The sequence below is a fragment of the Bizionia hallyeonensis genome (assembly GCF_042657385.1).
Classification (GTDB): Bacteria; Bacteroidota; Bacteroidia; order Flavobacteriales; family Flavobacteriaceae; genus Algorimicrobium; species Algorimicrobium hallyeonense.
The window spans coordinates 15,854-42,724 of the sequence record NZ_JBHSLA010000002.1 but is presented as its reverse complement, the minus strand read 5'-3'; the positions used below and the strand labels follow the sequence as shown (position 1 = coordinate 42,724).

General features: G+C 32.8%; 19 protein-coding genes. 14 read left to right on the top strand and 5 right to left on the bottom strand.

From position 1 onward, the window contains the following. Positions 1-43 precede the first annotated feature (43 nt). The 14 genes from ACFPH8_RS05580 to ACFPH8_RS05515 all read left to right on the top strand — a co-directional run bounded on the left by ACFPH8_RS05580 (position 44) and on the right by ACFPH8_RS05515 (position 18,469). A complete protein-coding gene (locus tag ACFPH8_RS05580; RefSeq protein WP_183477850.1) occupies positions 44-349 on the top strand; it encodes a helix-turn-helix domain-containing protein in 306 nt (101 codons plus the stop codon). Further along, positions 350-3,619, top strand: coding sequence for an Eco57I restriction-modification methylase domain-containing protein (locus ACFPH8_RS05575; protein ID WP_376859177.1), 3,270 nt, complete (start codon positions 350-352; stop codon positions 3,617-3,619). Between the two features lie 3 nt (positions 3,620-3,622). Next, a complete protein-coding gene (locus ACFPH8_RS05570; protein ID WP_376859175.1) occupies positions 3,623-4,189 on the top strand; it encodes a toll/interleukin-1 receptor domain-containing protein in 567 nt (188 codons plus the stop codon). A 1-nt stretch (position 4,190) separates the two neighbouring features. Further along, positions 4,191-4,769 (top strand): toll/interleukin-1 receptor domain-containing protein, encoded by a 579-nt coding sequence (locus ACFPH8_RS05565; protein WP_242084212.1) that lies wholly within the window; start codon positions 4,191-4,193, stop codon positions 4,767-4,769. 4 nt (positions 4,770-4,773) lie between these two features. Continuing rightward, the gene (locus ACFPH8_RS05560; RefSeq protein WP_376859173.1) at positions 4,774-5,178 is read left to right on the top strand and encodes a hypothetical protein; all 405 of its coding nucleotides are present in this window, start codon (positions 4,774-4,776) and stop codon (positions 5,176-5,178) included. Between the two features lie 32 nt (positions 5,179-5,210). Then, positions 5,211-7,322, top strand: coding sequence for a Piwi domain-containing protein (locus ACFPH8_RS05555; RefSeq protein ID WP_376859171.1), 2,112 nt, complete (start codon positions 5,211-5,213; stop codon positions 7,320-7,322). A 64-nt stretch (positions 7,323-7,386) separates the two neighbouring features. After that, complete coding sequence (locus ACFPH8_RS05550) at positions 7,387-7,782, top strand: hypothetical protein (protein ID WP_376859169.1); 396 nt, start codon at positions 7,387-7,389, stop codon at positions 7,780-7,782. Between the two features lie 119 nt (positions 7,783-7,901). Beyond that, positions 7,902-12,236, top strand: a complete 4,335-nt coding sequence (locus ACFPH8_RS05545) for a CusA/CzcA family heavy metal efflux RND transporter (protein ID WP_376859167.1) — start codon at positions 7,902-7,904, stop codon at positions 12,234-12,236. 4 nt (positions 12,237-12,240) lie between these two features. Continuing rightward, complete coding sequence (locus ACFPH8_RS05540) at positions 12,241-13,446, top strand: efflux RND transporter periplasmic adaptor subunit (protein ID WP_072349414.1); 1,206 nt, start codon at positions 12,241-12,243, stop codon at positions 13,444-13,446. A gap of 2 nt (positions 13,447-13,448) precedes the next feature. Beyond that, entirely contained in the window at positions 13,449-13,862 is a 414-nt protein-coding gene (locus ACFPH8_RS05535) for a Fur family transcriptional regulator (protein WP_072349413.1), read from the top strand. 56 nt (positions 13,863-13,918) lie between these two features. After that, the gene (locus ACFPH8_RS05530) at positions 13,919-14,281 is read left to right on the top strand and encodes a DUF3703 domain-containing protein (RefSeq protein WP_072349505.1); all 363 of its coding nucleotides are present in this window, start codon (positions 13,919-13,921) and stop codon (positions 14,279-14,281) included. After that, positions 14,278-16,224 carry a heavy metal translocating P-type ATPase gene (locus tag ACFPH8_RS05525; RefSeq protein ID WP_072349412.1) on the top strand — a complete coding sequence of 649 codons (1,947 nt, stop codon included), beginning with the start codon at positions 14,278-14,280 and terminating at the stop codon, positions 16,222-16,224. Before ACFPH8_RS05530 ends, ACFPH8_RS05525 begins: the two co-directional genes overlap by 4 nt. Positions 16,225-17,265: 1,041 nt before the next feature. Further along, a complete protein-coding gene (locus tag ACFPH8_RS05520; RefSeq protein WP_183477858.1) occupies positions 17,266-17,739 on the top strand; it encodes a DUF6943 family protein in 474 nt (157 codons plus the stop codon). A gap of 88 nt (positions 17,740-17,827) precedes the next feature. Then, the gene (locus ACFPH8_RS05515) at positions 17,828-18,469 is read left to right on the top strand and encodes a DUF6266 family protein (protein WP_183477859.1); all 642 of its coding nucleotides are present in this window, start codon (positions 17,828-17,830) and stop codon (positions 18,467-18,469) included. An 85-nt stretch (positions 18,470-18,554) separates the two neighbouring features. Here the strand turns inward: ACFPH8_RS05515 and ACFPH8_RS05510 are convergent, their stop codons facing one another. The 5 genes from ACFPH8_RS05510 to hsdR are packed head-to-tail and all read right to left on the bottom strand — an operon-like array spanning position 18,555 to position 26,791. Next, on the bottom strand, positions 18,555-18,806 hold the full coding sequence (locus ACFPH8_RS05510) for a restriction endonuclease subunit S domain-containing protein (protein WP_376859163.1): 252 nt from the start codon (positions 18,804-18,806) through the stop codon (positions 18,555-18,557). Next, positions 18,807-20,210 (bottom strand): class I SAM-dependent DNA methyltransferase, encoded by a 1,404-nt coding sequence (locus ACFPH8_RS05505; protein WP_376859161.1) that lies wholly within the window; start codon positions 20,208-20,210, stop codon positions 18,807-18,809. Continuing rightward, entirely contained in the window at positions 20,211-22,151 is a 1,941-nt protein-coding gene (locus ACFPH8_RS05500; protein WP_376859159.1) for a GmrSD restriction endonuclease domain-containing protein, read from the bottom strand. Positions 22,152-22,153: 2 nt separating this feature from the next. Next, on the bottom strand, positions 22,154-23,536 hold the full coding sequence (locus tag ACFPH8_RS05495; protein WP_376859157.1) for a DUF262 domain-containing protein: 1,383 nt from the start codon (positions 23,534-23,536) through the stop codon (positions 22,154-22,156). Positions 23,537-23,539: 3 nt separating this feature from the next. Continuing rightward, positions 23,540-26,791 carry a type I restriction-modification system endonuclease gene (gene hsdR, locus ACFPH8_RS05490; RefSeq protein WP_376859155.1) on the bottom strand — a complete coding sequence of 1,084 codons (3,252 nt, stop codon included), beginning with the start codon at positions 26,789-26,791 and terminating at the stop codon, positions 23,540-23,542. Positions 26,792-26,871: the final 80 nt, after the last annotated feature.

Genomic DNA, 26,871 nt, shown 5'->3' with positions numbered 1-26,871 from the left:
TTCTTACATTAGACAGATATTGACAAGTCAAAATCTCTCTAAAATGGCATTTGGTAATTATATAAGGAAGTTAAGGGAAGAGAAGCAACTATTACTTCGTGAAGTAGCATCTCAAATGAGTATCGATACTGCGCTATTAAGTAAGATTGAACGCGGTACACGTATCGCCAGAAAAGAACAAGTAGAGGATTTGGCAGAGGCTTTAAATGAAAGTGAAAATGAGCTACTAAAGCTTTGGATGGCAGATAAAATTGTCAAAATGATTAAAGATGAATCCAACAGTACGGAAATCCTCAAAAAAGCAGAAGAAGAAATTAAGAACTTAACCAACAAAAAACAGCAGCTTTAAATGGCATTATTCCAAACATCAGTATTAAAAACATACCTCACACAGCAAGACAGTAATGTAGTAGAGCGTGCCTATAAAAAATACACCAAGTATTTTCACAATCTTACCATTCAAGAAAATATTAAAAACTCTAAAGAAGAACAGTACCAGGCAAAGTTTCTGGACGAGTTGTTTGTAAATGTCTTGGATTATACGCTTAATCCAAAGCCTGACTTCAACATTACTACCGAGTTTAAAAACCAAAAGGGAGCAGGAAAAGCAGATGGCGCTATTTTAAAGGAAACCAAAGCAATTGGAGTTATTGAGTTAAAGGGAACCAATACAAAAGATTTAGAAAGCATCCGTAAACAAGCATTCGACTATAAAGCCAATCAAAAAGGTTGTGTGTATGTCATCACATCCAACTTTGAGAAGTTGAGGTTTTACATCAATGATGCCACCGAGTTTTTAGAGTTCAATCTGTTTCAATTAGCACCAGAAGAATTTGCCTTATTACATCTGTGCTTACACAAAGACAATATTTTAAATAATCTGCCACTTACTATTAAAGAAGCATCTTTAGTAGAGGAAGAAAAAATCACCAAGCAGTTTTACAACGATTACTCGGTATTTAAACGCGAACTCTTTAGGGACTTGGTAAAACGCAACGCCAAACGCATTAAAATGGATGCTGTCATTGCGAGCGAAGCGCGGCAATCTCTTGAAGATAACAACGCTAATGAGAACAAAGCACTCGAAAAAAACGTAAAACTATCCCTATTCAAAAAATCACAGAAACTAATAGACCGTTTCCTGTTCATTTTCTTTGCTGAAGATAGAGACCTATTACCACCAAACTCAACCATACAGATTTTAGACAAATGGAAAGCCGACATCGATTTTGGTGACGAACGTCCATTGTATAACCTCTTTAAACAATACTTTCATTTTTTAGATGAAGGTAGAAAAGGCACAACATCAAGAGCTGAAATTTATGCCTATAATGGAGGTCTCTTTAAACCGGACGCTATTATAGATAGTTTGGAGATTGACGATGCATTACTGTATAAACACGCCTACAAACTTGCTAAATACGATTTTAGCAGTCAGGTAGATGTCAATATTTTAGGGCATATTTTTGAAAACTCACTCAACGAAATAGAAAGCGTAAATGCCGAAATTGAAGGTGGCGAGTTCGATAAGCAAAAGAGTAAGCGTAAAAAAGATGGCGTTTTCTACACACCCAAATACATTACCAAATATATTGTAGAAAATACCGTTGGTAAGCTCTGTCAAGAGAAAAAAGAAATACTTGGCTTCAAAGAAGAAGCCTATTTCGAGCTTAAAAAAGGCACACACCAAAACACTAAAAAACAACTATTAGACGTATTAGACACCTATCGTGAGTGGCTACTGCAAATAACCATTTGCGACCCAGCTTGTGGTTCTGGAGCATTCTTAAACCAAGCGTTAGACTTTTTAATAAAAGAACACCGATACATCGATGAATTAAAAGCTAAAGTTTTGGGTGGTGGCTTTATTTTAAGCGACATAGAAACTACCATTCTCGAAAACAACATCTATGGGGTTGATCTCAACGAAGAATCTGTAGAAATTGCCAAACTATCCCTATGGTTACGTACAGCACAACCAAGACGTAAACTCAACGATTTAAGCAACAACATAAAATGTGGTAACTCATTAATTGATAGTAAAACCGTAGCAGGAGATAAAGCCTTTAATTGGCAAGAGCAGTTTCCTCAAATATTTGGTACGTCATTGCGAGGAACGAAGCAATCTGCCGAATCAAAACAAGGCTTTGACGTAGTAATTGGGAATCCGCCTTATGTGAGACAAGAACTGTTTAAAGATATTAAACCCTATTTAGAAAAAAATTATAAATGCTATAATAGTGTAGCGGACTTGTATACTTATTTTATTGAAAAAGGAATTAATTTAATGAATAAAAATGGTTTGTTTTCTTTCATTTTACCAAACAAATTTTTAAAAGCGACTTATGGCAAGGAGATACGAAAAGTTATAAAAGAAGATGCAAATTTAGAATTGTTGTTTGATTTTGATGATTACCCTGTTTTTGCAGATGCTACAACATATCCAATAATTTATGTACTAAATAAAAATCCAGATTATAAGACCAAAACATTTGTTTTTTCTGAAATTAATAAAAGAGATAATACTATAGATCCAATAAATACATTAGAATTAAAAAAGCATCCAGTTCCTTTTGAGTCTTTAACTGAAGATATGTGGAATTTTATTGATGTTAAATCATTTGAAATTTTAAACAAATTAGAAAATGATTCCATAGTGCTTGGGAAATTTGTGGATAAAAAAATATATAGAGGCTTAACAACTGGCAGAAATGAGGCATTTATTATAGATGGCATAAAACGAAATGAACTAATTGCTAAAAACCCTAAAAATGAAGAAAGAATTAAAGTATTAGCTACTGGTAAAGAAGTCAAAAGAAATCATTTTAATTTTCAAGATAAATATTTATTATTTACAGGTTACGATGATGATATTCCTAACCTATATCCTGACATTCAAGCAGAGTTAGACAATTTTAAAGATGCTTTAATTAAAAGATATGACCAAGGTGAAAACTATTGGAATTTAAGAGCTTGTGCCTATTATGAAGAAATGAAACAACCCAAAATAATTTATCCAAGAATTAATAATAGAGGTAATTTTTATTTTGATGAAAAGGGAGAGGTGTTTTTGTTAGATAATAATTTCTTTATTTCAACAGATTCTAAAGCATTATTATCTCTTTTAAATTCTAAACTCATCTTTTTCTATTTAAAGAATGTTTGCACAACCTTACAAGGAGGTTTTTATGATTTTAGGAGAGACAAAATAACCACAATTCCAATTTCAAAAAAACTTATTCAAATAGATACTGAATTGTCAGAATCAGGAAATAATCTAATAGAATTAAATAGTAACATTAACAAGGTTCAAGATTCTTTTAGAAAGTATTTCTGTTTCAAATTTGAATTAGAAAAACTCACAAAAAAACTCGAAAACTGGCACGAGTTAGACTTTGCAGACTTTATAAAAGAACTCAACAGAGCCATTAAAAAAGCAGGTGGCACATCGCTTACCAAAAAAGATGAGTTTGAGTGGTTAGAACTCTTCGAGGATAACAAGAAAAAAGCCCAAGAGCTGCAAACCCAAATCACCCAAACAGAAAAAGAAATTGATACTATGGTGTATGAGTTGTATAGGTTAACAGAGGAAGAAATACAAATTGTTGAGAATAGTTAATATATGGCAGATTTTATTACTAAAGAACAATTAAAATCTACTCTTGGTAAAGATGATTATGGTTTAAAAGGCAGTATGGCTGTGTTGTTAGCAATGTCTTCAAAACTTGCTAAAAAGAGAAGTGAATTTGAGTCAAGTGTATTTATAAGCCATAGTCATAAAAATTCTGATTTAGTAGAATATTTGGTTGGTATACTTAATAAGCTAAAAGTACAAGTTTATGTAGATTGGATGGATGATGAATTGTCCTATCCGCCAACGGGAAAAACAGCAATTAAGATTAAAAATATGATTGATGCCAATAAAAAGTTTATTCTTTTAGCCACAAATGAAGGTATAGATTCTAAATGGTGTAATTGGGAGTTGGGATTAGGAGACGTACACAAGTATATTGAACATATTGCTTTATTGCCTGTTGCTGATAATTCTGGTAATTGGATTGGAAATGAGTATTTACAGATTTACCCATATGTGGACAAAAAGTATAAGTCTATAGAATGGGATGATGAATATACTGTGATATATCCTGACGGAAAGAAAAAGGATTTAATTGATTGGTTAAAGAATTAGTATGAGTTTAATTACTAAAGATTTATTAAGTAGAATAACAAGTCACAGAAAAGTGAATTTAAGTAAAGGTTTGGGAGCACCTCAAATCTTAAATGAATCATTCAATATTAACAAAGAATACGATATATTTTTATCGCATAGTTATTTAGACAAAGAGGAAATAGCAAGCTTAAAAATTTATTTAGAAGATTTTGGCTTTTCAGTTTATGTTGATTGGATTGATGATTTTCAACTCAATCGCAATTCTGTTACTAAAGAAACAGCAGAAAGAATAAGATATCGAATGCAAAACTGTAAGTCATTAGTATATGCTTTTTCAAGAAATAGTAGTTTGTCAAAATGGATGCCTTGGGAGTTGGGGTATTTTGATGGTATTAAAGGAAGAGTTGCTGTATTACCCATTTCGGATTATGAGTCCGATAGCTTCAACGGAACGGAGTATTTAGGAATTTATCCTTACATAACACAGAACAACATTGCCAATACTGACAATATTAAATTGTGGATTAGAGAAAGCTTAAATAAATATGTAATGATGGATTATTGGCTTAAAGGAACAGACCCAATATTAAGAACATAAAGGAATGAAAGAAACAAAAATTAAACATTTAGAACTGATTCATAATGTGATAGATAGATTGTCACATAAATCCTTTTTAGTTAAAAGTTGGAGCATTACAGCTATTACTGCGTTAATGGCGTTTGGTATTGATAAAGAAGATTATAAAATATTTATTATTGGCTTTCCTGTTGCACTTCTATTTTGGTATTTAGATGCTCACTATTTATGGCTTGAAAAAATCTTTAGAGAATTATACAGCGCTGTAATTAAAAAAGAAGCTAAATCAATGTCAATGGATATCTCTAATTATAAAAGTAAAATCAATCCTTGGAAAATAGCTTTTAGGCCAACAATATGGCCGATTTATTTATCAGAAATAATTTTACTGATTATATGTGTATTCTACTTTTTGAAACTAAACCAATAATATTTATGTAAAAATTAAACACCTCAATATCTATGCAAGAACACTTAAAAACCAACATCCTAAACTTTAAATGGCCAAATAGTGCACCAACCTTTTATTTTTCATTAGAAGATATGGAAGGCAGTCACCCCATACACAAATCAAAGTTTTCAAAGCAGATTAAAGAGGCGTTTCCAAAAACAGACCTATCAAACACAGACCAAATATTTACCACCTTTACACAACAAATACCTGATGCACCAAGTATAAAAATAAAGTTGGTTGATGGTAGAGAGTTGCGCATTTACAAGCAATATCTTAAACACCAATTAAAAAACTACTTTTTAGAAAAAGGCTATATCGTAGTAAAAAACTTTGTGAGGGATGTACAAGTATGGATGCCTTCAAAAAAAGGGAATACAGCAGATTATAATTTATACTATAAGTTTTCATTTAAAATACAATTCGCAAAACTCACCGATTTGCCAGAACTCATCGTTTCGTATGATGGTATGTCAAAAGTCCTTACAAAGTCTGTTAAGGATATTGAGGAAACAGAGTATATAAAGCGTTGTGTATATGGCCAAAAAACGGTCAATTATCAAATGAAACGCGATACAGAAGATAAAGAAGAGTTTTATAATAGTATTGTGTTTGATAAAGCCTTCCCTATATTCAATTTACAACTCGCAAGAGCTTTAAACATTCCTATTGAAGAACCTACAAGACCTACCAATAAATATCAAAAGTATGTAGCCCTCATCAATAAATTTGCTGCCTCTTATCTCTTTACAGAAGAATTTAAAGCCATATTTCCTTTTAAAATAGACGAATTTATTGATGTACCAGGTAATCGCATAAATCACATCAATCCAGAAGTAGGCTTATTGGAGTTTGGCAAAGACCAATATGGTAATAAGAAAACGCATTTAGTGCCTAAATTGGCTATGAATATGTTTACACCTTACAGACGTCCTAAAGGTCCAAATATTAAATTCTTTTTTATATATCACACCTCACATAAAGAAGCCGTAAAGAGTTTTTATAACAATTTAAAATTTGGTGTCACAGCACAAAAGAAATATTTCAAAGGGATAGAAGATTATGTAAATATTAAAGCATCAACATCCAAAGAACATTTTATTGAATTTACAAACGAGAACGACCCTTTACCAGACATCATACAAAAGCTAGAAAACCTAAAATTTGACCACGACAATGTAAAGTATGCTGCTTTTTATTTAAGCCCATTCGATAAGTTTACACCAGATCCCGAAGACAGAGAAATTTATATTCAAATAAAGGAATTGTTTTTAAATGAAGGTATTATTACCCAAGTAGTGGATTATCATAAAATGATTGAAAATATTGAAAATCAATACAACTTTCAGTTTTCCTTACAAAATATGGCATTGGCAATACACGCTAAATTAGGTGGCGCACCTTGGAAGTTAGCAGTAACCGATAAAAAAGAATTAGTTATTGGAGTAGGAGCCTTTACCAATCAAGGCGAAAACAGGCGTTACATAGCAAGTGCTTTTAGTTTTCAAAATAACGGTCTATTCAGAAACTTTGAATATTTCAATCAAAACCAAACCAAGTTATTAGCAGGAAGCATTTTAAAAGCTATTAGAGATTTTACTTCAGTAGCTCAAGCAGATAAAGTAGTCATTCACTTTTACAAAGAAATGAAATATGAAGAATTACAGCCTATTATTGAAGGAATGCATCAATTAGAGTTAGGAGTACCTTTATATATACTTAACATCAACAAAACAGAATCTGAAGACATTATTGCTTACGACCTTAATTGGAATAATAAATTGATGCCAGTAAGTGGTACATACATTCGTATAGACAGCAACCAATTTTTGTTATTTAATAATGCACGTTATCCAAATTCACAATACTACACAGATACAGATGGCTATCCATTTCCAATAAAAATTAAAATGAGTAGTCCAGACGACGATGCGTTTGAAGATGCTAATGTAGCATTAGAACTTTTAACCCAAGTCTATCAATTCAGCAGACTCTATTGGAAATCATTACGCCAACAAAATGTACCAATTACCATTAAATACCCTGAAATGGTGGCACAAATAGCACCACGCTTTAACAATGGTGTTCCAGAGGATGCAAAAAACAAATTGTGGTTTTTGTAAAAAATAACTCATTATCTTTTGCACAACCATTGCATTCAATAATTTGTATATTTGTCTAAATTATATGAAAATATTCGTTTCCATATCAATGTCTATTTTATTCTTTTTTCAAGGGATAAGCATAGATATGGACTTTTGTGGTCCAATTAAAGAAATTTCAAACGTTATTACCCATTATCAAGACCATAAAGTTTATGGTGACTCTTTCCTTGAATATGTAGTTGAAGATTACATTGGCAGCGATGCTAAAAATGTAGAGCATCATCATAACCCAGATAAGGAGAATACACCAGTCCATTCTCATAATCAATGTTGTCACCCTTTGGTATTAATTATTGCGAACAATAATTTGGCTTTAACCAATCGACTTAAATTTGAAGAGAAAAAACAATATAATTTACATCAAGTAAACTTCACTTCCAGATATTTGGAATCACTTTTCCAACCCCCAAAAGTATAATTCAGTTTTTTTTAAGGATAGCTATATCCTAACGTGATGCTTCTCAAAGTAAGCATTGCTCTATAAAAGCGTTGCACCTATTCGCACCGCAAGTTTTCAACTGAATTAATACATTTTCTATGATTAATAAAATCATTGATTTTTCAATCAATAACAAATTCATTATTGGTTTGCTAACGCTTACCATTGTTGGAGCAGGTATTTGGAGTATGACCCAAGTACCAATAGATGCTGTTCCAGATATTACCAATAACCAAGTTCAAGTCATTACGCAAGCCCCCAATTTAGGTACAGAGGATATTGAACAATTTGTAACCTACCCTGTGGAAGTTGCAATGAGCAACCTGCCTGATGTAAAGGAAATCCGTTCCATTTCTCGTTTTGGTTTATCTGTAGTTACTATAGTTTTTGACGATGATATGGGAACGTATCTACCACGTCAATTAGTAGCAGAAAAACTAAACGAAGTCAAAGAACAAATTCCGAGTGGTTTTGGCGAGCCAACTATGGGTCCTATTTCTTCTGGATTAGGAGAAATTTATCAATACACACTTAAAGTAAAACCAGAGTATAAAGACAAATATTCGGTTACTGATTTGCGTACAATGCAAGATTGGATTGTTCAACGTCAAATGGCTATGGTAGAAGGTGTAGTTGAGGTAAACGCCATTGGTGGAAAAATTAAGCAATACGAAGTAGCTGTAGACCCAAACGAATTAAAAGCTATTGGTTTAACAATTACCGATGTTTTTGAAGCTCTTGAAGCTAACAATCAAAATACTGGTGGAGCATACATTGAAAAGAACCATCAAGCCAATTTTATTCGTGGAGAAGGTTTGGTGCGTAGTTTAGAAGATATTAAAAAGATTACGGTTAAAAACACAAACAATATTCCAATTACCGTTGGCGACATTGCTTCGGTACAATTTGGTGCTGCTATTCGTTATGGAGCTTTAACCCAAGATGGAGAAGGCGAAGTAGTTGGTGGTTTGGTTATGATGCTTAAAGGCGCTAATTCAAACGATGTTATTGAGAATGTAAAAGTGAGAATGGCTCAAATTGAAGAGTCATTACCAGAAGGTGTCATTATCGAACCTTTATTAGACCGAAGCAAATTAATAGCAGAAACAACTTCAACGGTTGCTACCAATCTAATTGAAGGGGCATTAATAGTGATATTTGTTCTTATTTTCTTATTAGGTAACTGGCGTGGTGGTTTAATAGTAGCTTCAACAATTCCATTATCTCTATTATTCGCATTTATACTAATGAATGTTTTTGATGTTTGGGCTAACCTAATGAGTTTAGGAGCAATAGATTTTGGAATTATTGTCGATGGTGCTGTGATTATTGTAGAAAGTACCGTTTTTCTAATTGCTTCGCAAGTCCTAAAGAAAAGGAAATTGACATCTAAAGAACGTGATGGTGTTGCGGCAGATGCCTCAAAAAAAATGATGAATGCTGCCTTTTTCGGTCAGCTGATTATTTTAATTGTATTTCTGCCAATACTGGCATTAGAAGGTATTGAAGGAAAAATGTTCAAACCAATGGCATTGACCTTTATTTTCGCAATGATTGGTGCAATGGTACTTTGTTTAACCTACGTTCCAATGATGTCTGCACTTATTTTAAGATCGCCAAAGTCAGACAAAAAATCTTATGGCGATAAATTCGTGCATTGGGTAGAACGTAAATACCAACCACTATTAGAAAAAGCTTTAAAGAAAGGAAAATTAATAATTGGTGTTTCTGTTGTCTTATTTGGGATTGCACTTTTTATGTTTACAAAAATGGGTGGCGAATTTATTCCACAACTCGATGAAGGTGACATTGCATTTCACGCCATTTTAAAACCCGGAAGCTCGCTTACAGAAACGATTGAAACAACCACAAAAATTGAACAAATTGTAAAAGCAAAGTTTCCAGAAGTTGAAAAAATTGTAAGTCGAATTGGTGTTGCCGAAATTCCAACCGATCCAATGCCAATGGATTTAGCAGATGTATTTGTAATACTGAAACCAAAAGGTGAATGGACAACCGTTGAGACAAAAGATGAACTCATCGAAAAAATGAAAGAAGCAGTGGAAATAATTCCTGGTGTGAATTATGAGTTTACGCAACCAATTGAAATGCGTTTTAACGAATTGCTTGAAGGTGTTAGAGAGGATATAGCTATTAAACTTTATGGAGAAGATATAAATGTATTGTCTCAAAAAGCAGAAGAAATATCTAAAATTATTGCAGGTACTGATGGTATTGGAGATATGAAAGCGGAAGCTACAACTGGTTTACCGCAAATGACAATTACTTATAACAGAAGTAAATTGGCACAATACGGACTTCAAATAAACACGTTAAATCAAATTGTGCAATCAGCTTTTGCAGGAGGAATAGCAGGAACTATTTTTGAAGGAGAAAAACGATTTGATTTGGTGGTTAGGTTAAGTTCTCATAATCGTAAAGACATAACAGATGTGCAAAATTTGTTTATCAACTTACCTTCTGGTGCACAGATTCCACTTCGCGAAGTAGCTGATGTAAGTTACAAAGCAGGTCCAATGCAAATAAGTAGAGATAACACCAATAGAAGAACTTATGTAGGTATTAATGTAAGAGGTCGTGATGTAAAATCGTTGGTAGGCGAAATTAAAACTAAATTAGATGCACAATTAGAACTACCTTCTGGTTATTTTATTCGTTATGGTGGTGCTTTTGAAAATTTAGAACGTGCCAGTAACCGTTTACAAACTGTTGTTCCTATTGCCTTGTTACTCATTTTTGTACTGATATATTTTGCATTAAAATCGTTACCACAAACCTTAATGATTTACATCGCTATCCCAATGGCAACCATTGGTGGTGTTGTAGCCTTATGGTTGCGTGATATGCCATTTAGTATTTCAGCAGGTGTTGGTTTTATTGTGTTGTTTGGCGTTGCAGTTTTAAATGGATTGGTAATGATAAGTGGACTCAACGAATTAAAAGAAGAAGGTGTAACCAATCTAAAGGATAGAATAGTTGAAGGCACTAAACGAAGAATCAGACCTATTATGCTAACTGCTTTTACAGATGTGTTAGGCTTTCTACCAATGGCGATTTCATCATCAGCAGGTGCAGAAGTACAACGTCCATTGGCAACTGTAGTTATTGGTGGATTATTAACTTCAACTTTGCTAACACTATTTGTGTTACCTATTTTATACCATTGGGTAGAAAATAAATCTTTTACGTTTAAGCCAAATAAAAAGTTAGTAACAGCAACAGCAGTTGTATTATTACTGTTTGGCTTTTCACCACAAAGTAACGCTCAAGAGTTGAATGATACAATTCCCGAAATTTCATTACAGGAAGCTGTTAAACTCGCAAAAAGTAATTATCCATTGCTCAAACAAAAGCAGTTGGAAATTACAAAACAAGAGCAATTAAAAGCGACTGCCTATGATTTCGGAACGACTCAAATTTTTACAGGTGGTGAAGAAATTAATAGTGGTAATGGCATCTATACAACCATAGGTGTTGGTCAATCCAACATTGATTTATTTGGAATTGGTACAAAAAAGAAGCTGCAAGAACAACGCATTCAGTTAGCACAAAAAGCCTTTCAACTTTCCGAATTAGAACTGGAATTGGAAGTAAAAAAAGCGTGGTCTAAATGCTATCAAATGAAACGGAACTATAACTTGTATAAAGAACTGGATTCCATTTATTCCAAATTTGAACAAGCAGTAGCTTTAAATTATGAAGTCGAAGCCATTTCTAAATTAGAATATTCGGCAGCAAAAAATCAAGCGTTTCAAATTAAAAATAAAAAAGCGCAAGCCTATAGTGATTACCTTATTGCCTTACAGCAATTCAATTTGTGGTTGGTATCAGAAGAAATTTTTACAGTTTCAGATGAATTTGAGGTAGCGATAGATAGTGATATGGAAACGATTAGTATTGAAAACCATCCGTTGTACAGTATGTCGCAGAACATTGTAGATGAAGCGGAAGCTAAATATAAAGCTGCAAAAGCAGATAATTTGCCAAAGTTCAATCTTCAAGGTGGTATACAGAAAGTAAATGGCAATTCAGGGTTTTACACGTATCAAGCAGGTATTTCCATTCCGTTTTTATCAGGTACTAACAAAGCACAAATTAGAAGTTCCAAAATTGATAAAGAAATAGCAGAAACCAATGTAGCGTTCAAAAAACAGGAAGTACAATCAAGGTTTGTTCAGGCTAAAGAAAACTATATAAAATGGAAAACATCTTGGGAGTTTTACAAAGACCAAGTTTTACCATTAACAAAAGAGCAAAAAACAGGTGCATTACTGGCGTACAGAGAAGGCGAAATAGATTATACTGCATTTACGCAGTTGATAAAAGAAGCCATTCAATCGGAACTTGAAGCACAGACTGCATTAGTAAACTATTTAGAAAGCACATTTCAATTACAATATTTTAATCAATAAGACAATGAAAAATAAAATATATAAAATTCTTACCGTAATGGTGTTAACCATTTTTGTTTCAGCTTGCGGAAATAAAGAAAATCATAACGAGAATGATGGTCATTCCCACGATGAGGAAGAAAAAACAGAAGTTGACGAAGAACATAATGAAAGCGAAGAAGTAATGCTATCACAACAGCAATTCGATGCTTTAAAAATGAAAATAGATACGTTGGCATTACGTAATATGAGCGGCTATGTAGAGGCAAACGGAACGTTAGAAGTACTACCACAAAACGAAGCAGCTATTACTACTGTTGTTGGTGCAAATGTCGTTTCAATTGAAGTGATTGAAGGTGATAAGGTTAATAAAGGTCAAGTTGTGGCTTATCTATCGCACCCAAATATCATACAAGCGCAAACGGATTATTTAAACGCTTATAGCAATAGCGAGCTTGCAAAGAAAAATTATGAACGTCAACAAAAATTATACGATGCTGGTGTTGGTTCTGGTGCTAATTTCCAGAAAGCAGAAGCAGAATATCAAGCATCAAAAGCAATGGTTAATGGTTTAGAAGCGCAATTAAGAATACTCAACGTTAACACTACATCAGTTCGCAATGGAACAATTGCACAGCGCATAGCATTGCGTAGTCCAATAGAAGGCTTTGTGCAAAAAGTTGAAGTAAAAACAGGTCAATATGTAGAGCCACAAACCGAATTATTTGAAATTGTAAATACGCATCACGTTCACGCCGATTTTATGGTCTTTGAAAAAGATGTCCATAAAGTACAGAAGGGTCAAAGAGTAAACTTTACGGTACAATCTATACCAGATACAGAACTTACCGCAGAAATCTATTCCGTAAGCATAACCTTTGAGGACAACCCAAAAGCAGTTCACGTTCACGCAGAAATAGAAAACAAAAAAGGTAATTTAATTCCTGGTATGTATATTCAAGGTAAAATTCAAGTAGATAATACCCAAACAAAAGCTTTACCAGAAAGTGCAATTATAAAAGAAGGCGAAAGATATTATGTGTTTTCAGTAGAAAAAGAAAATGACGATTGGAGCTTTAAACCTATCGAAGTTGTGTTAGGTACTAAAGATGGTGATTGGGTATCGGTTCAATTTATTGAAGATATAGAAAGTAACACACAATTTGCCTATAACAATGCTTATTACCTTAACGCAGAAATGAAAAAAGGAGAAGCAGAACACGAACATTAATTATGCAGACAATAGAACAATTATTAGAGTCAAAACAAATTCGTATTACAGCAATGCGTTTGCTTATATATAAGTTTCTTGCAGAAAAAGAAATAGCAGTAACATTAAGTGACATTGAAAATGCTTTTGAAAAAGCAGATAGAACTACCTTATACAGAACTATTAAAACATTTGAAGATAAAGGAATAGTCCATCAAATAGACGATGGCACAGGGATAACAAAATATGCGTTATGCGAAGAGGGATGTAATTGTGATATTAAAAACGATTTGCATTTACATTTTCATTGTAATAATTGCAATGAAACCATTTGCTTAACAGAACATAAAATACCTCAAATAAAAGTGCCAGATGGTTTTGTGTCAGAGAATGTAAATTTGGTGGTAAAAGGTATTTGCGATAAGTGTAGTGTCTAATTATTGCACTTCCATTGCACTTACTATTAAAGTACATTTATCCAAAATTAGAGGATATGAAGTTTAATACTAAAATACCTAAACATCTAAAACAGGCGTATAACCAAGAATTAAAACAATACAGTTTCTGTTTAGAAAATAAGCAGTTTGGTAATGCTTGGTATCATTTAGAACGTAATCATATAATAGGACAATCTTATCCTATAGAACATACCTATTCACATTGGCTTATGCTAAAGTTTGGATTTAGACAAAAAGATACGAAAGAAGTAATAGGTCAAATAATTAGGTTGCTTGTGGGTGGCTGGAAATCATTTATAAATCACGTTCCACTTGGTAATACTGGTGGAGCAAACGTGCCACCATTAAAACGAATGCCTATTCCCAATGACATTGAAAAATTATTAGATATTAAATGAAAAAAAAGAAAGTCAATTTAAGAGATTTAAAACCAAATTCAGAAGTGCAACACACGCATAATGATGGTCATAATCACGGTAATGGAAGTGCATTCAAAACCTACGTGCCTGCAATAATAAGTTTTACAATGCTTATCATTGGTATAGGTTTAGATTATTTTGATGTTTCATTCTTTAAGGATTGGATTCGTATTGCTTGGTATGGTATTGCATATCTTCCTGTAGGGTTTCCTGTTGTAAAAGAGGGTTGGATTAGTATTAAAAAAGGTGATGTTTTTACAGAGTTCTTTTTAATGTCTATAGCAACCATTGGTGCATTTGTTATTGGTGAATATCCCGAAGGTGTTGCAGTAATGCTATTTTATGCAGTAGGCGAATTATTTCAAAGTGCTGCTGTAAATCGTGCAAAAGGAAATATAAAAGCATTATTAGATGTTAGACCTAAAGAAGCCAATGTATTTCGTGAGGGAGATTATAAAAGTGTTTCGCCTGAAGTTGTCAATATTGGAGAGAAAATTCAAATTCGTGTAGGTGAAAAAATTCCATTGGATGGCATTTTATTATCCGAAAAAGCATCTTTAAATACAGCTGCGTTAACAGGAGAAAGCAAACCAGATTCCATTCAAAAAGAAGCAAAGGTTTACGCGGGTAGTATTAATTTGGAAAGCGTTATTGAAGTTGAGGTAACCAATAAGTTTGAAGACAGTTCTATTGCGAGAATATTAGACTTGGTTCAAAATGCAACAGCACGTAAATCTAAAACAGAATTATTCATCAGACAGTTTGCTCGTATCTACACACCAATTGTAGTGTTTTTAGCTATTGGTGTTACTTTTATACCTTACTTTTTTGTAGATGATTATGTGTTTAGAGATTGGTTATACAGAGCATTAATTTTCTTGGTAATATCTTGTCCTTGTGCGTTAGTGATTTCAATTCCATTAGGATATTTCGGTGGATTGGGAGCAGCTTCAAAAAATGGAATATTATTTAAAGGTGCTTCATTTTTAGATGCTATGACCAAAATAAATACTTTGGTAATGGACAAAACAGGAACCGTTACCAAAGGTGTTTTTAAAATCAAAGAAGTAAAAGCAATTGGTTGGAATGAAACCGAATTTATGCAATACTTAATGGCGTTGGAAGAACAATCCACGCATCCAATTGCTAAAGCCATTTTAGAGTACAAAGCTGAAGGAGAAGATTTTGAAGCACAAGACGTTTCTGAAATTGCAGGTAAAGGTTTAAAAGGCGTTGTTAATGGTAAAACAGTTTTAGTAGGAAATAAAGCCTTAATGACTGCGAATAATATAAATGTTCCATCTGAAACGGAATCTATTGTAGAATCGATAGTATTAGTTGCAATCGATAATCAATTTGCAGGTTATGTAGTCATAGCAGATGAATTAAAGGAAGATGCAAAAGAAACTATAACAGCATTACACAAAGTAGGCATTAAAAATATTATGATGCTTTCCGGTGATAAAGATTCCATCACGCAACAAGTCGCTAAAGAGTTGAATATCGAAAATGCTAAAGGTGGTTTACTTCCAGAAGATAAATTAAACGAAGTTGAAATTTTAAAGAAAAATCCTGAAAACAAAATAGCCTTTATAGGTGATGGTATTAACGATGCACCTGTTTTAGCAGCAAGTAACGTTGGTATTGCAATGGGTGGTTTAGGTAGTGATGTAGCTATTGAAACAGCAGACGTTATCATTCAAACCGACCAGCCTTCAAAAGTAGTTAGAGCCATTAAAATAAGTCGTTCTACAAGAAAAATTGTTTGGCAAAATATCATTTTAGCGTTTGGAGTTAAAGTTATTGTCTTGATATTAGGAGCAGGTGGTTTAGCCACAATGTGGGAAGCAGTTTTTGCAGATGTAGGCGTAGCATTATTAGCAATTTTAAATGCAGTTAGATTACAACGAATGAGTTGGTAATTGTCCCCACAACCCAAAACCCAGTTTTTTCGTACCTCAAAATCCTCTGTCTTTTGTTTTGTTCCGCTATCCACCGCACTTGTAGTTTTTGGTTGCCAACCCTCACACAGCACATTGCTTATTTTATTTGCTATTATATTTTAAAAGTAGTACAATAAAAAAGCAAAGAGCTGTTGCCATCCCTCACACCAAAAACTACCCCAAGCTATGTTTACATAATACAAGTTATAGTAGCAAACGGCACTTTTCAAAGGTTTGCTATCGCAGTTTTAATGCATTTTGTAGCTATAACTGGTATTATGTAAAATATCCGCTATTCCAACGCTCACATCCGAACATATAACCATATTTTGAACAAGCATTAAACAATAGCAAATTTAAAAGATTGATTAAGTTTAGTATTATATTGGTTATCTCATTCAAACTGCACAAAACCATCGTTAAGTCCAAGTATTCCTTACCTCAAGTCTTTGTTTGTTTCATTTCGTTAACAAATATAAAAGTCCACTTTTCCCCACCACCCAAGTCAGCGGTTATAAAAAAATAGGTTAAGAAAATGCAGTAATACGACATAGCATATTGCTTTTTATCGTACCTCAAAAAAACAAAAAGCTATTGCCTAAAAGTCCTGTATAAGTAGCTTGTTTAAATGCTGTTTTATCAAACAACTATTTAAAACGCTACCCATACAAACGCTTCATCCCACGCTCAAATTGAAAACAACCTATTTTTTTAAGAGTTTATGCCCCAAAAAGTGAATTAAGTTGAACAAAAAAAATAATAAAAAAAGGTAGCAAATATATGTGGCTTCCTTCTGCCAACGCGCAAGGCTATAAAGGTCAAGCCCTACGGGTTTTGAATAAAACTTTTTTCAAAAGCATTTTTCACAATCATTAAACAATTAATCTCAAAAAACTTTTATCCAAAAACCTTGACAGCCTTATCCACGCCACAAGAGCATTAGGCTTTCTTTTTTTATTGTTTTTCTTTTAAAAAATTAATGGTGCGAAGCGTAGCGAAGCAATTTTAAATTGGATAGCTATGTCAACTTTTGAACTAAAAACACACCAAATCGGAAGAACTTACTCAAACCCTCATTTTTTTATCCTAAACAAAGGGCAAAACAGCGGAAAGCCTTTAATAAATCCTTGTCCTAATTGTTTTGTGGTATCTACATCAACCGAAGAAGAAAAACAAACCCTTTACCATTTATCAATGATGTTGCAAATAGGCGGTTTTTATGCTTATTATTTAAAAGGGAGTGTTATTCCGTTTATCTCAATAGATGATTGCCGAAACACCTTAAAAAACAGTTACACCTCGTTGTTAAATGATGAATTTGAGTTACAAAAGCATATTAATATAGTGTCAGCAATTTGTAAAAAAGAAGCTCAACTTCAAAAAGTAATTTCAAAAATGGCAGATTTAAAATTGTCATACATACAAAATCTATTTTCTAAAAAGCAAAATCGGGCAACAAAGGGCAACAAAAACCAAATCAATCTATTAGCATAGTATTTGCCATATATTACTTGTGTTGGTTAAAGACCGTACCAAGTCCGTACCAACTTCGAACAAGTATTAATTTTAAATTTTATATACAATGGGTGTTATTTCACAAGGAATCCTGGGCGGTGTATCAGGTAAAGTAGGAAACGTAGTTGGTGCTTCTTGGAAAGGTATTGACTATTTGAGAATCAAACCCTCAAGCGTGGCAAATCCACGTACAGAGGGGCAAGTTAACCAAAGAAACAAGTTTACTGTTACTTTGGAGTATCTTCAACCGAATTTAGGCTTTATCCAAAAGGGATATAAGTCTTATGCGGTGCAAAAAACAGAGTTTAATGCTGCAATGTCTTATGTATTGAATAATGCTATTACAGGAGCTGCACCAAACTTTACTGTAGATTATGCTTTAGCTTTATTAAGTAGAGGTAACTTATCAGGAGCATTAAACCCTGCAACAGATTTAGCAACTGCGGGACAAGTAGAATTTACTTGGGATGATAACTCTGCTGAAGGTAATGCAAATGCAACTGATAAAGCAATGATTTTGGTTTACAATCCAAGTAAAAAGGAATCAATGTATATTCTTGATGGTGCTGATAGAACTGTAGGATCTCAAATCATTACAATTCCAAGTACCTATGCAGGTGATACAGTCGAGCTTTTTATGGCATTTATTACTGCTGAAGGTAATACAGTGTCAAACAGCGTTTATTTAGGCTCTGGAACAGCTAATTAACGGTTGATGTTTTTATGTATGAAACCACTCTTTATGAGTGGTTTTTTTATGCTATATTCGTAATTGAATTTATTAATAATTGTCTTTAATTTATCCTTTTTAGGTGTTTTTTGTATCCTATTTGTTGCCCAAATGCTCTAACCCCAATAAATATAAGGTAAATTACATATTTCGTAGAAACTATACCCTTTTTAAAATTAACACCTCTAATAAAAGGAATTCCTTCCGAAAGCATTTCTTCCTTTTTAGGGTATTTTCCTGAATGATTTCCATCACCTATTAGACAAATATTACCTATTTCAGTTACAATCCAATTATTTGGCAACTTCTTCTCCATCTAGTGTAATGCTTTAATTATGGCATTCAACTCCTTGGTAATGCTGGTTAATTCGGTTAACGCTTCTTTGGCAATATCTATAGGTTCGCCAATGTCTTCGGCTTTGGTAATGCTATCGTCTGCTATTAAACCTAAATCTAGAGAATCATTCTTTTTAGCAATGGTTTCTCTAGTTATACAGCTAAAACGTTCGTCTTTAATTTTGTTTCGGTCTTTGGCGGTATAGGCTTTTTCAAAGTCTGCAAAATAGCTTTCAGTAAACGGTGTGCGTTTTCCAAAGTTGGGCATATTGGTACGCATATCATAAAACCATACGTCTTTGGTATTTGCTTTATCTGTGGTACCACGCTCAAAAAATAAGACGTTGGTTTTTACTCCTGCAGCATAAAAAATACCTGTTGGCAAACGCAAAATGGTATGTAAATTACATTTTTCCATAAGGTCTTTACGCACGTTTTGTCCGTCGCCATCTTCAAACAATACATTATCTGGTAATACGACTGCTGCTCTTGCGCCTCCTCTGGTATGCAAGCTTCTATAAATACCCTGTAAAAAGTTTAATTGCTTGTTAGAGGTTGGATAGACTAAGTCGGTTCTGGTGGGTCTGTCTCCTCCTTTTTTAGTTCCAAATGGTGGATTTGCCAGGACTAAGTCCATGTTTTTTATGCTTTCGCCATAGCTACTTAAAGAATCGCCTAAAGCAATGTTTCCGCCCATACCGTGTAAAAATGCATTCATCATGGCTAAACGATGGGTATCGCCAACCAACTCACAACCCGAATATTGTTCGGTTTGTAAATGGTTATTTTCGGCATCTCCAAGGGTGTAAATATCGTTATGCTTTAAAATATAATGGTGTGCGGCAATCATAAAACCATAGGTTCCACAGGCAGGATCGTTAAGACGTTCGCCCACTTTAGGTTCCATTAAACGTACCATCACATTAATTAATGGTCTTGGCGTAAAATATTGTCCTGCTCCCGATTTTTTCTCGCTGGCATTTTTTTCTAACAAGCCTTCGTACATTTCGCCTAAACCTTCGTCTTTGGCTTCAAACCAATCAAGCTCGTCGATGTGCTTTATAATTTTACGCAGGTTAGCTGGCTCTTGAATACTGGTTTGTGCGTTGTTGTATATTTTCTGGATGTTGCCTGTGCTTTCCGTTCCTAATTTTAATAATAACTGACGGTAAAAGGTGGCGAGTTCTACGCCTTCCTTTTGTTTTAGGTCTTCCCAACGGTAACCTTCTGGTAGCTTATCGTTATAGTCCGTTTCTTCTGCCATTTTAAGAAACAGAATAAAAGTAAGCTCGTTCAGGTATTGGTGATAAGTAATTCCATCGTCTCGTAATACGTTACAAAGGTTCCAGAGTTTGTTTACTATTTCTTGTGTGGATAATGCCATTTATTTTATAGTTGTTTTTGTATTTAGTAATTCTATCATATGAGATTGATGTTCACTTACTGAATTTTCATCCCAGTTTTTATAACACATCATTAAACGTTGCTTTAAGCTTTCGATAGTGTTAGATTTTTTATAATGCTCTTTTTTTGCAGAAGGCGAATAATTACTTAACTCTGAATTTCTTTTTGCACTAATTAAACAAAGGTTACCAAAGTTATCAATATTATCTATTGGTTTGTCGTTGTTTTTAGGCTGCTGTGGCGCATAATGCTCTACGGAACTTCTAAATGAAAATTCAAAATCATTTTTATTAAATAAAATATAATCTTCGTCTTTATTATCTTCTGATATTATATTTTTTTGAGTGTCTATATTATAATAAAGTAAATAATCTAACCGGTTAAAGATAAAATTGTTGACGCTTGTACCAATGTTAAAATGTTTGTCTATTGTAAAATACGAAGGATATTCTGTTGAAATACAACCTTGGTTTTCAAAAATGATTTTGTGATAGTCTAGGTCGCCTACCAATCGATTAAAATAAAAGGCATCAGATAAATTTTCTAAGTAATTAATAAAACTATTTACATCAACTTCCTCAAACAACAAAAAATCTAAACTAGCTGACAACCAGTGTTTATAGTTAGTTTGAGGAAAAGACACATGAAACATACTCTGCAATAAAACTAGTTTATTATGCTCTTTAACATCATCAAAGGTATTGGTATAATATCCAATATCTCTATCATTTTGCTTTTTCATTTCTAAAATAGCCCAAGATTCTTTGTCATTTTTATAATCTCTTTTTAAAATATAATTATCGAACATGTACTTCGATAACAAAAGGTTATAACCAAATTCTTTTGCTAATTCCAAAACGTTTTCAGATTCAAAAAGATGCTTTTTAAACTCTGATAATAATTTTTTATCGTCCAATTTCACTTCTGAATTTACAGTAACTCTTAAAATTTGTAATAAAAAATGAGGAAAAGAGGTTACAGGTGTAAAACGTTCAAGACCTTCTTCATTAATATCTTTTTCATTATCTTCTTTCACTCTAACATCTCCCAAAACAATATTTAGAAGCGTGTTTTCTGGTTCATCATCTTCAGTTTCAATTAATTCTTCTTTTTGAAATGTTTTATCACAAATATCTTGAAAATCATGAAATTGAATTTCGTTCCAATACTCTCCAAATAAAGGAACTCTATATTCGGTTTTAAAAACATATTGCACATACCTATCCATATATGAACAAGCTTCCCAAATTAAGTTGAAGGTTTTTCTATGCGTTTCGCTGTCTTTGCTTTTAGTTAAAATATCTAGGAATTTAGCTTTAAGTACTTCATGTTTTTCTAACTGTTCACCTCTATTATTCATTACCTCAAAGTAATGATTGAGATCAGTTTTTTCAGGAACTTGAATACGTAAAATCTTTACTTTCTGTAAAAAGTAATCTAAAAAATTTCTAAAATCTTGAGATTTAGAAAAATCTCTTCCAAACAATTCTTGTAATTTTCTATTTATAATTTCATAAGCTTGAGCCATTTGAGGATGCAACTCGAATGTAGTAGGTGCATAACCATTTTCATTAAAATACTGAAGTGTTTTATTAGAATTTAATCTACTATCAAACTGTAAATTCACATTAACGTTTTCAAAAAAGTTAACTTCCTTAGCTTCATGTTTTAAAATACAAGCTAATATATTAAGAGTTGTTAAACGTTGTTGCCCATCAATAGTTTCATATATGTTTTCTCTATTATATACAATTAAACTACCCAAGTAATAATTATTATTATCTGGATAAACATCGTATATATCTTGAATAAGTTGGCTTATTTGTGATTCTTCCCAAGCATAATTTCTTTGATAAATAGGAATGTTGTATTTATCATTTTCATCAAAAATTTGCTCTCTGGTTAAATATTTTGGCTCCATATTTAATTGGCTATATAATTTAACTCATTAAAGACTTCAATAAGTGGTTTGGTTTTTTTGTTTTTACGATTACCTCCATAAGGGACTACTATTTTTAATTCTTTGTAAAAAACTTCCTTTGTATTTATAGACTCTCTTATAGTTCTAAAAAAACCATTATCATCTGCCCCTAAATTATCAATGGTTCTTAACCTTACGGAATGTTTTTCAATACGAGGTGAATATACCCAAATAAAAAATCTTACAATCACTTCATCTATTTTGTAATAGCCAAATTTATCAATGTAGTATAGCAAACAACAGTTAAAAATGTTTCTCACATATAGATCTCCTGTTCTAAAACGTGCATCATAACTTTCCAAAAGCTCTAATATATCAAGCGCTTTCGTTTTTGTGTCTTTTATTTTAAGTTTAATTTCGTTTAATTTATTACCAAAGTTTTTTACTTTTTCAACCTCTTTTCCATAATGTGTAACAAACTCAAAAAAACGTTGACCGTTAATCATAATTTGGTCTAGTTGAAATGGATATTCTAATTTTAAACCATCTATATTTCTATTCATATCACTATTATACATTTCGGTATAAAAGTGGTTTATTTTGTAAGCTTGGACGTAATTAAATCCATGAGTATTATCTAGTGTAATGCCTTTAAAAACATCAACATCGCTTTTAGTAAATTCTTCTGCTGATCTTCCCTTACTCCAGTTTCTGATTCTAAACAAATAGTTTTTAAAGAGCTTATCTAACTTCTTTTGATCAAGGTTTTCCCAATATTCCACACAAGCCCTTTTTTCCTCTTCTGTGTTTTTAGCCATTTCTCGTAAATGGAATGCTTTCAATAAGTCTTGAGGATAAAGATCTTTCCCTCTAGAATTTTGAGAATCGAAAAACTGAAATGCTTCTGATATATTTGAAATAGTTACCCAAACAACTTTACAATGATTGTAAAAAAAATGAATTGTAGATTCATCAAAGTTTCTTACCTCTCTTAAAATCACTTGGTAATTAGCCTTTAGATTTCTTTGAGTAATAAAATTACCAAATTTAAGTTCTAACAAGGGTGATTTGTAATCTTTGTACTTTTTAAAAAAATCGTTCTTATCAAACGTTTTAAAAATAGCTAAAGAAATTAAACTTAAAGTTAACATTCTCTGCTGTCCATCAACAATTTCTAAAACTGTCTCATCGTTTATTTCATTTTCATGTAATACAATAGTTCCTAAGCGATAATCTATGCTATTCTTATTTAACCTAATGTCATCTAATAGTTGTTTTACGTTTTTCTCAGTCCATTTATATGGTCTTTGATAATCTGGAATGCTTAAATTAGTGTTCTTAAAAGCATCTGTTATAGTTATGATTTGAGGTTGTTTATCTTTCATTAGTTAAGCGTATAAATACTCGTTTAGCTCTTTAATAATCTTAGCAGTATCGTTTTTAAATACTTTTTCTAGGCGTTTTAATCCTCCATCTACACTAAAAGGTGGTTTATTTAAATCTTCTACTGTAACTATAGATTCTTTTTGCAGTTGTGCTTCAATTTTATCTAACCATTTTAATTGAATTTGGTTCCAATTATGTGATGATTTAAGTTTATAAACCGCATTGGCAATACGCTCATTATGATTTATTAAATTTTCACCTATAGCAGAGGTGCGAATGTGTGCAATAATATCTGCAATAATTTCGGTATTGGTTACTTCCTTATAAGCCGTATTCAGATTTGTTTTATTAAACCCTTCGGTATCTAAAATAAGACGGAGTTCTTTTAAATCGGATCTTGTTAAACTACTGGGTTTTGTGCAAACAATATTAAGAGCTGCAATTTGGTTTCTATTAGTTTTAATATATTCTGAAAAAGCATTTAAATAATCTTTTGGTTTTAGGTTTTTATCATAGGCTCTAAAAACATCTTCCACTTTGTCTTCATGTTCACTGTACAAGGTTCCATAACTGAATGCTTTTCCTTTTTCCCTATCTAAAAACTCCCAAAGGTGACTGTAATCTTGAATATCATTGTTTAATTTAGCGAGGTCAGTAGCTTTAAGCTTTTTGGCAAAATCCCGTACTGTTGGTTCTCCAGATAATATTTGAAATTGCTCCTTTTGGTGGTCACTAAAACCTGAAAATTTACGCTGCATTTTAGCAATAATACGATCCAATTTGGCATCTTTGGAATAATCGTCTTCAATAATAGCTAATTCTTCAATTAAATTAGAAAACGTTTTACTTACCAATGGAGCGACGGGCTTCATGACCTGCTCATCTGCCATAATTTCTGTGACACCAACACAATCGTAAATTTTGAAGACTTCCTTTCCTATTTCATTACAACGTCTGGTTGCACGACCAATCATTTGATCATATAAAATTCTGGAATTTACGCGACGCAAAAACACTAAATTAGAGATACTATGAACATCGATTCCAGTAGTTAATAAATCGACTGTCACCACGATACTAGGGTATTGATCATTTTTAAATTTGCGCAGTAAATCTTCTCTATTATAGACTTCGCCAGTAATTTTCACAATAGCATCAGCATCTGGATCAACACCTAATTCTTCATATAATTCATACAATAACCTAACAATCGTATCTGCATGCGCATTGGTTGCAGCAAAAATTAGTGTTTTGTCTTTGTTTTCTGGAAGAACACCATAGGTTTCAATAATTTCTCGTAGAACTACACGATTGAAGTTTTCGGTAATTACTTTTCTATTAAATCCTGTAATTTCTACTTTAATTTCATCTTCGGTAACACCTAAATCTTTAATATCATTGTCCTCTGGATCATAAACTTTAACCTTATCTCCCTTATCCCAAACAATACCGTCTTTAGATAAGGTTGTTTGAAATACATAAGGTGGTTCAAAATCTATTAACCAACCTTCAATAACTGCTTGACGATAGGAATATGTAAAAACAGGATCTCCAAAAATATCTTTCGTGTGAATGGCTGGTGTTGCTGTTAAACCGATACGATAAGCATCAAAATAATCTAAAACCATGCGGTATTTACTCTGAAAATCTAATTGGTCGCGAAGTATCAATTCTTCTTCGTCCATTTCCCGATCTAACGTATAACCTCTATGGGCTTCATCAACCACAATACAGTCATAATCTCCAACGCTCGGGCTTTCATCAGCATATGCAATCCGATGAACCATTCCTTGAACCGTTGCAAAATGGATTTTTGTATCTAATTCCGCTATTTTGTCTTCTAATTCTTGAAGGTCATAAATTTGAGCAAATGTTTGTAAACCTTCAATATGCAGCTCTTTAAAAGCATCAGAAGCTTGAGTACCTAACATGCGCCGATCTACTAAAAATAGAATGCGTCGAAATCTTCCAGAAGCTATTAAACGATAGCACATACCAATCATGGTTCGTGTTTTACCAGTACCAGTAGCCATTGCCAATAAAGCACGTCTGTCTTCTGTATTGGTTAAAATTTTAAGCTCTACCGCTTTTATGGCATCTATTTGGTAGTCTCTTAAACTTAAACCACTAGGATCCGTTAACAGTTCATATCCTGTACTCTTTAATTTTTTGACGCCTTCACCTTCATCGTAATTTAGTTTTTCAATTAAATCTCGTGGCGAAAACCATTGTGGTAATGGCCTTGCTATATTTTTTTGATTTCTTCCATCCCAAAACCAAATGCCAGAAGCTGTTTGAAATTGCTCCAAATATGGTTTACCGTTAGTTGAGAACATAAATGGCACTTTGTAAATGTCACTATTAGGATGAGCTGGAAATATAATATCATGGTCATCATTCACAAGCTGACTGTAAGTTTTAGCTTGACCTAAATCGCTCATGACATTCTTAATATGCTTTTTAGCTTCAACAATTCCTATTAGCTCCAAACCATTAAACAAAGCATAATCTGCCCATTTTGTAGCGCATTTCCATTCGGCTATGGCCATGTATCTTCCTTTTTGAGGTAAAGTTTTACAAGATTTATAATTTAAAGTTTGAGTATCACATTCCCAACCAGCATCTCGTAACTGCTTATCGATCCGTTCTCTTGTTTCAGATTCCGTTTCTTCTATTTTTTTGGCTTTACGATGAGCACGCTCCTTACGTTGCTGCTTGGCTTCATCAGAAATATGCGTATGCTCTTTTATTTGCTGCTTATAACTTTCAACTTCTTTTTCTAAGAGTTCTAATTTTTGCTCTAATTCTATTTCCCTTTTATTTTCCACCAAAAACCAAGACTCTTCTGGTGTTTGATAATCTACAAGTACTTCCACGTTTTCATAAACCTCAACAAACCATTTTGTTAAATAAAAGGCTTGCCTTAACATGTATCTGGCTTCGGCTTGTGATCCCTCTCCAGAATGCGACGCTTTATTGCCAGATTTTCTTATAGTGTGAAAAATGGAAATTATCTCAGAAGGTGTTTCTGATTGATTCGCTAAAATATTTAGTCGGCTAATTTGTCTGGCATCAACAGGCTCTTCTAATTGTTCGAAATCAATTAATGTACTTGCCAACTTTTCTGATAGTATTCTTAATTTAGATAAGGTTGTGCTAGGATCCGAAAAGCAATTTCGTTCAGCCAGCATCGCTAATTGCAATAAGTCTATATATTTATCTTTAAGAAAACTATAATTAGTGTAATTCTTCATCTGCAATAATTTTAATTATCATTTTATTAAAAAACATAAAAACTTCATGATTAATTAAACTGAAACATAATTAAAACAGC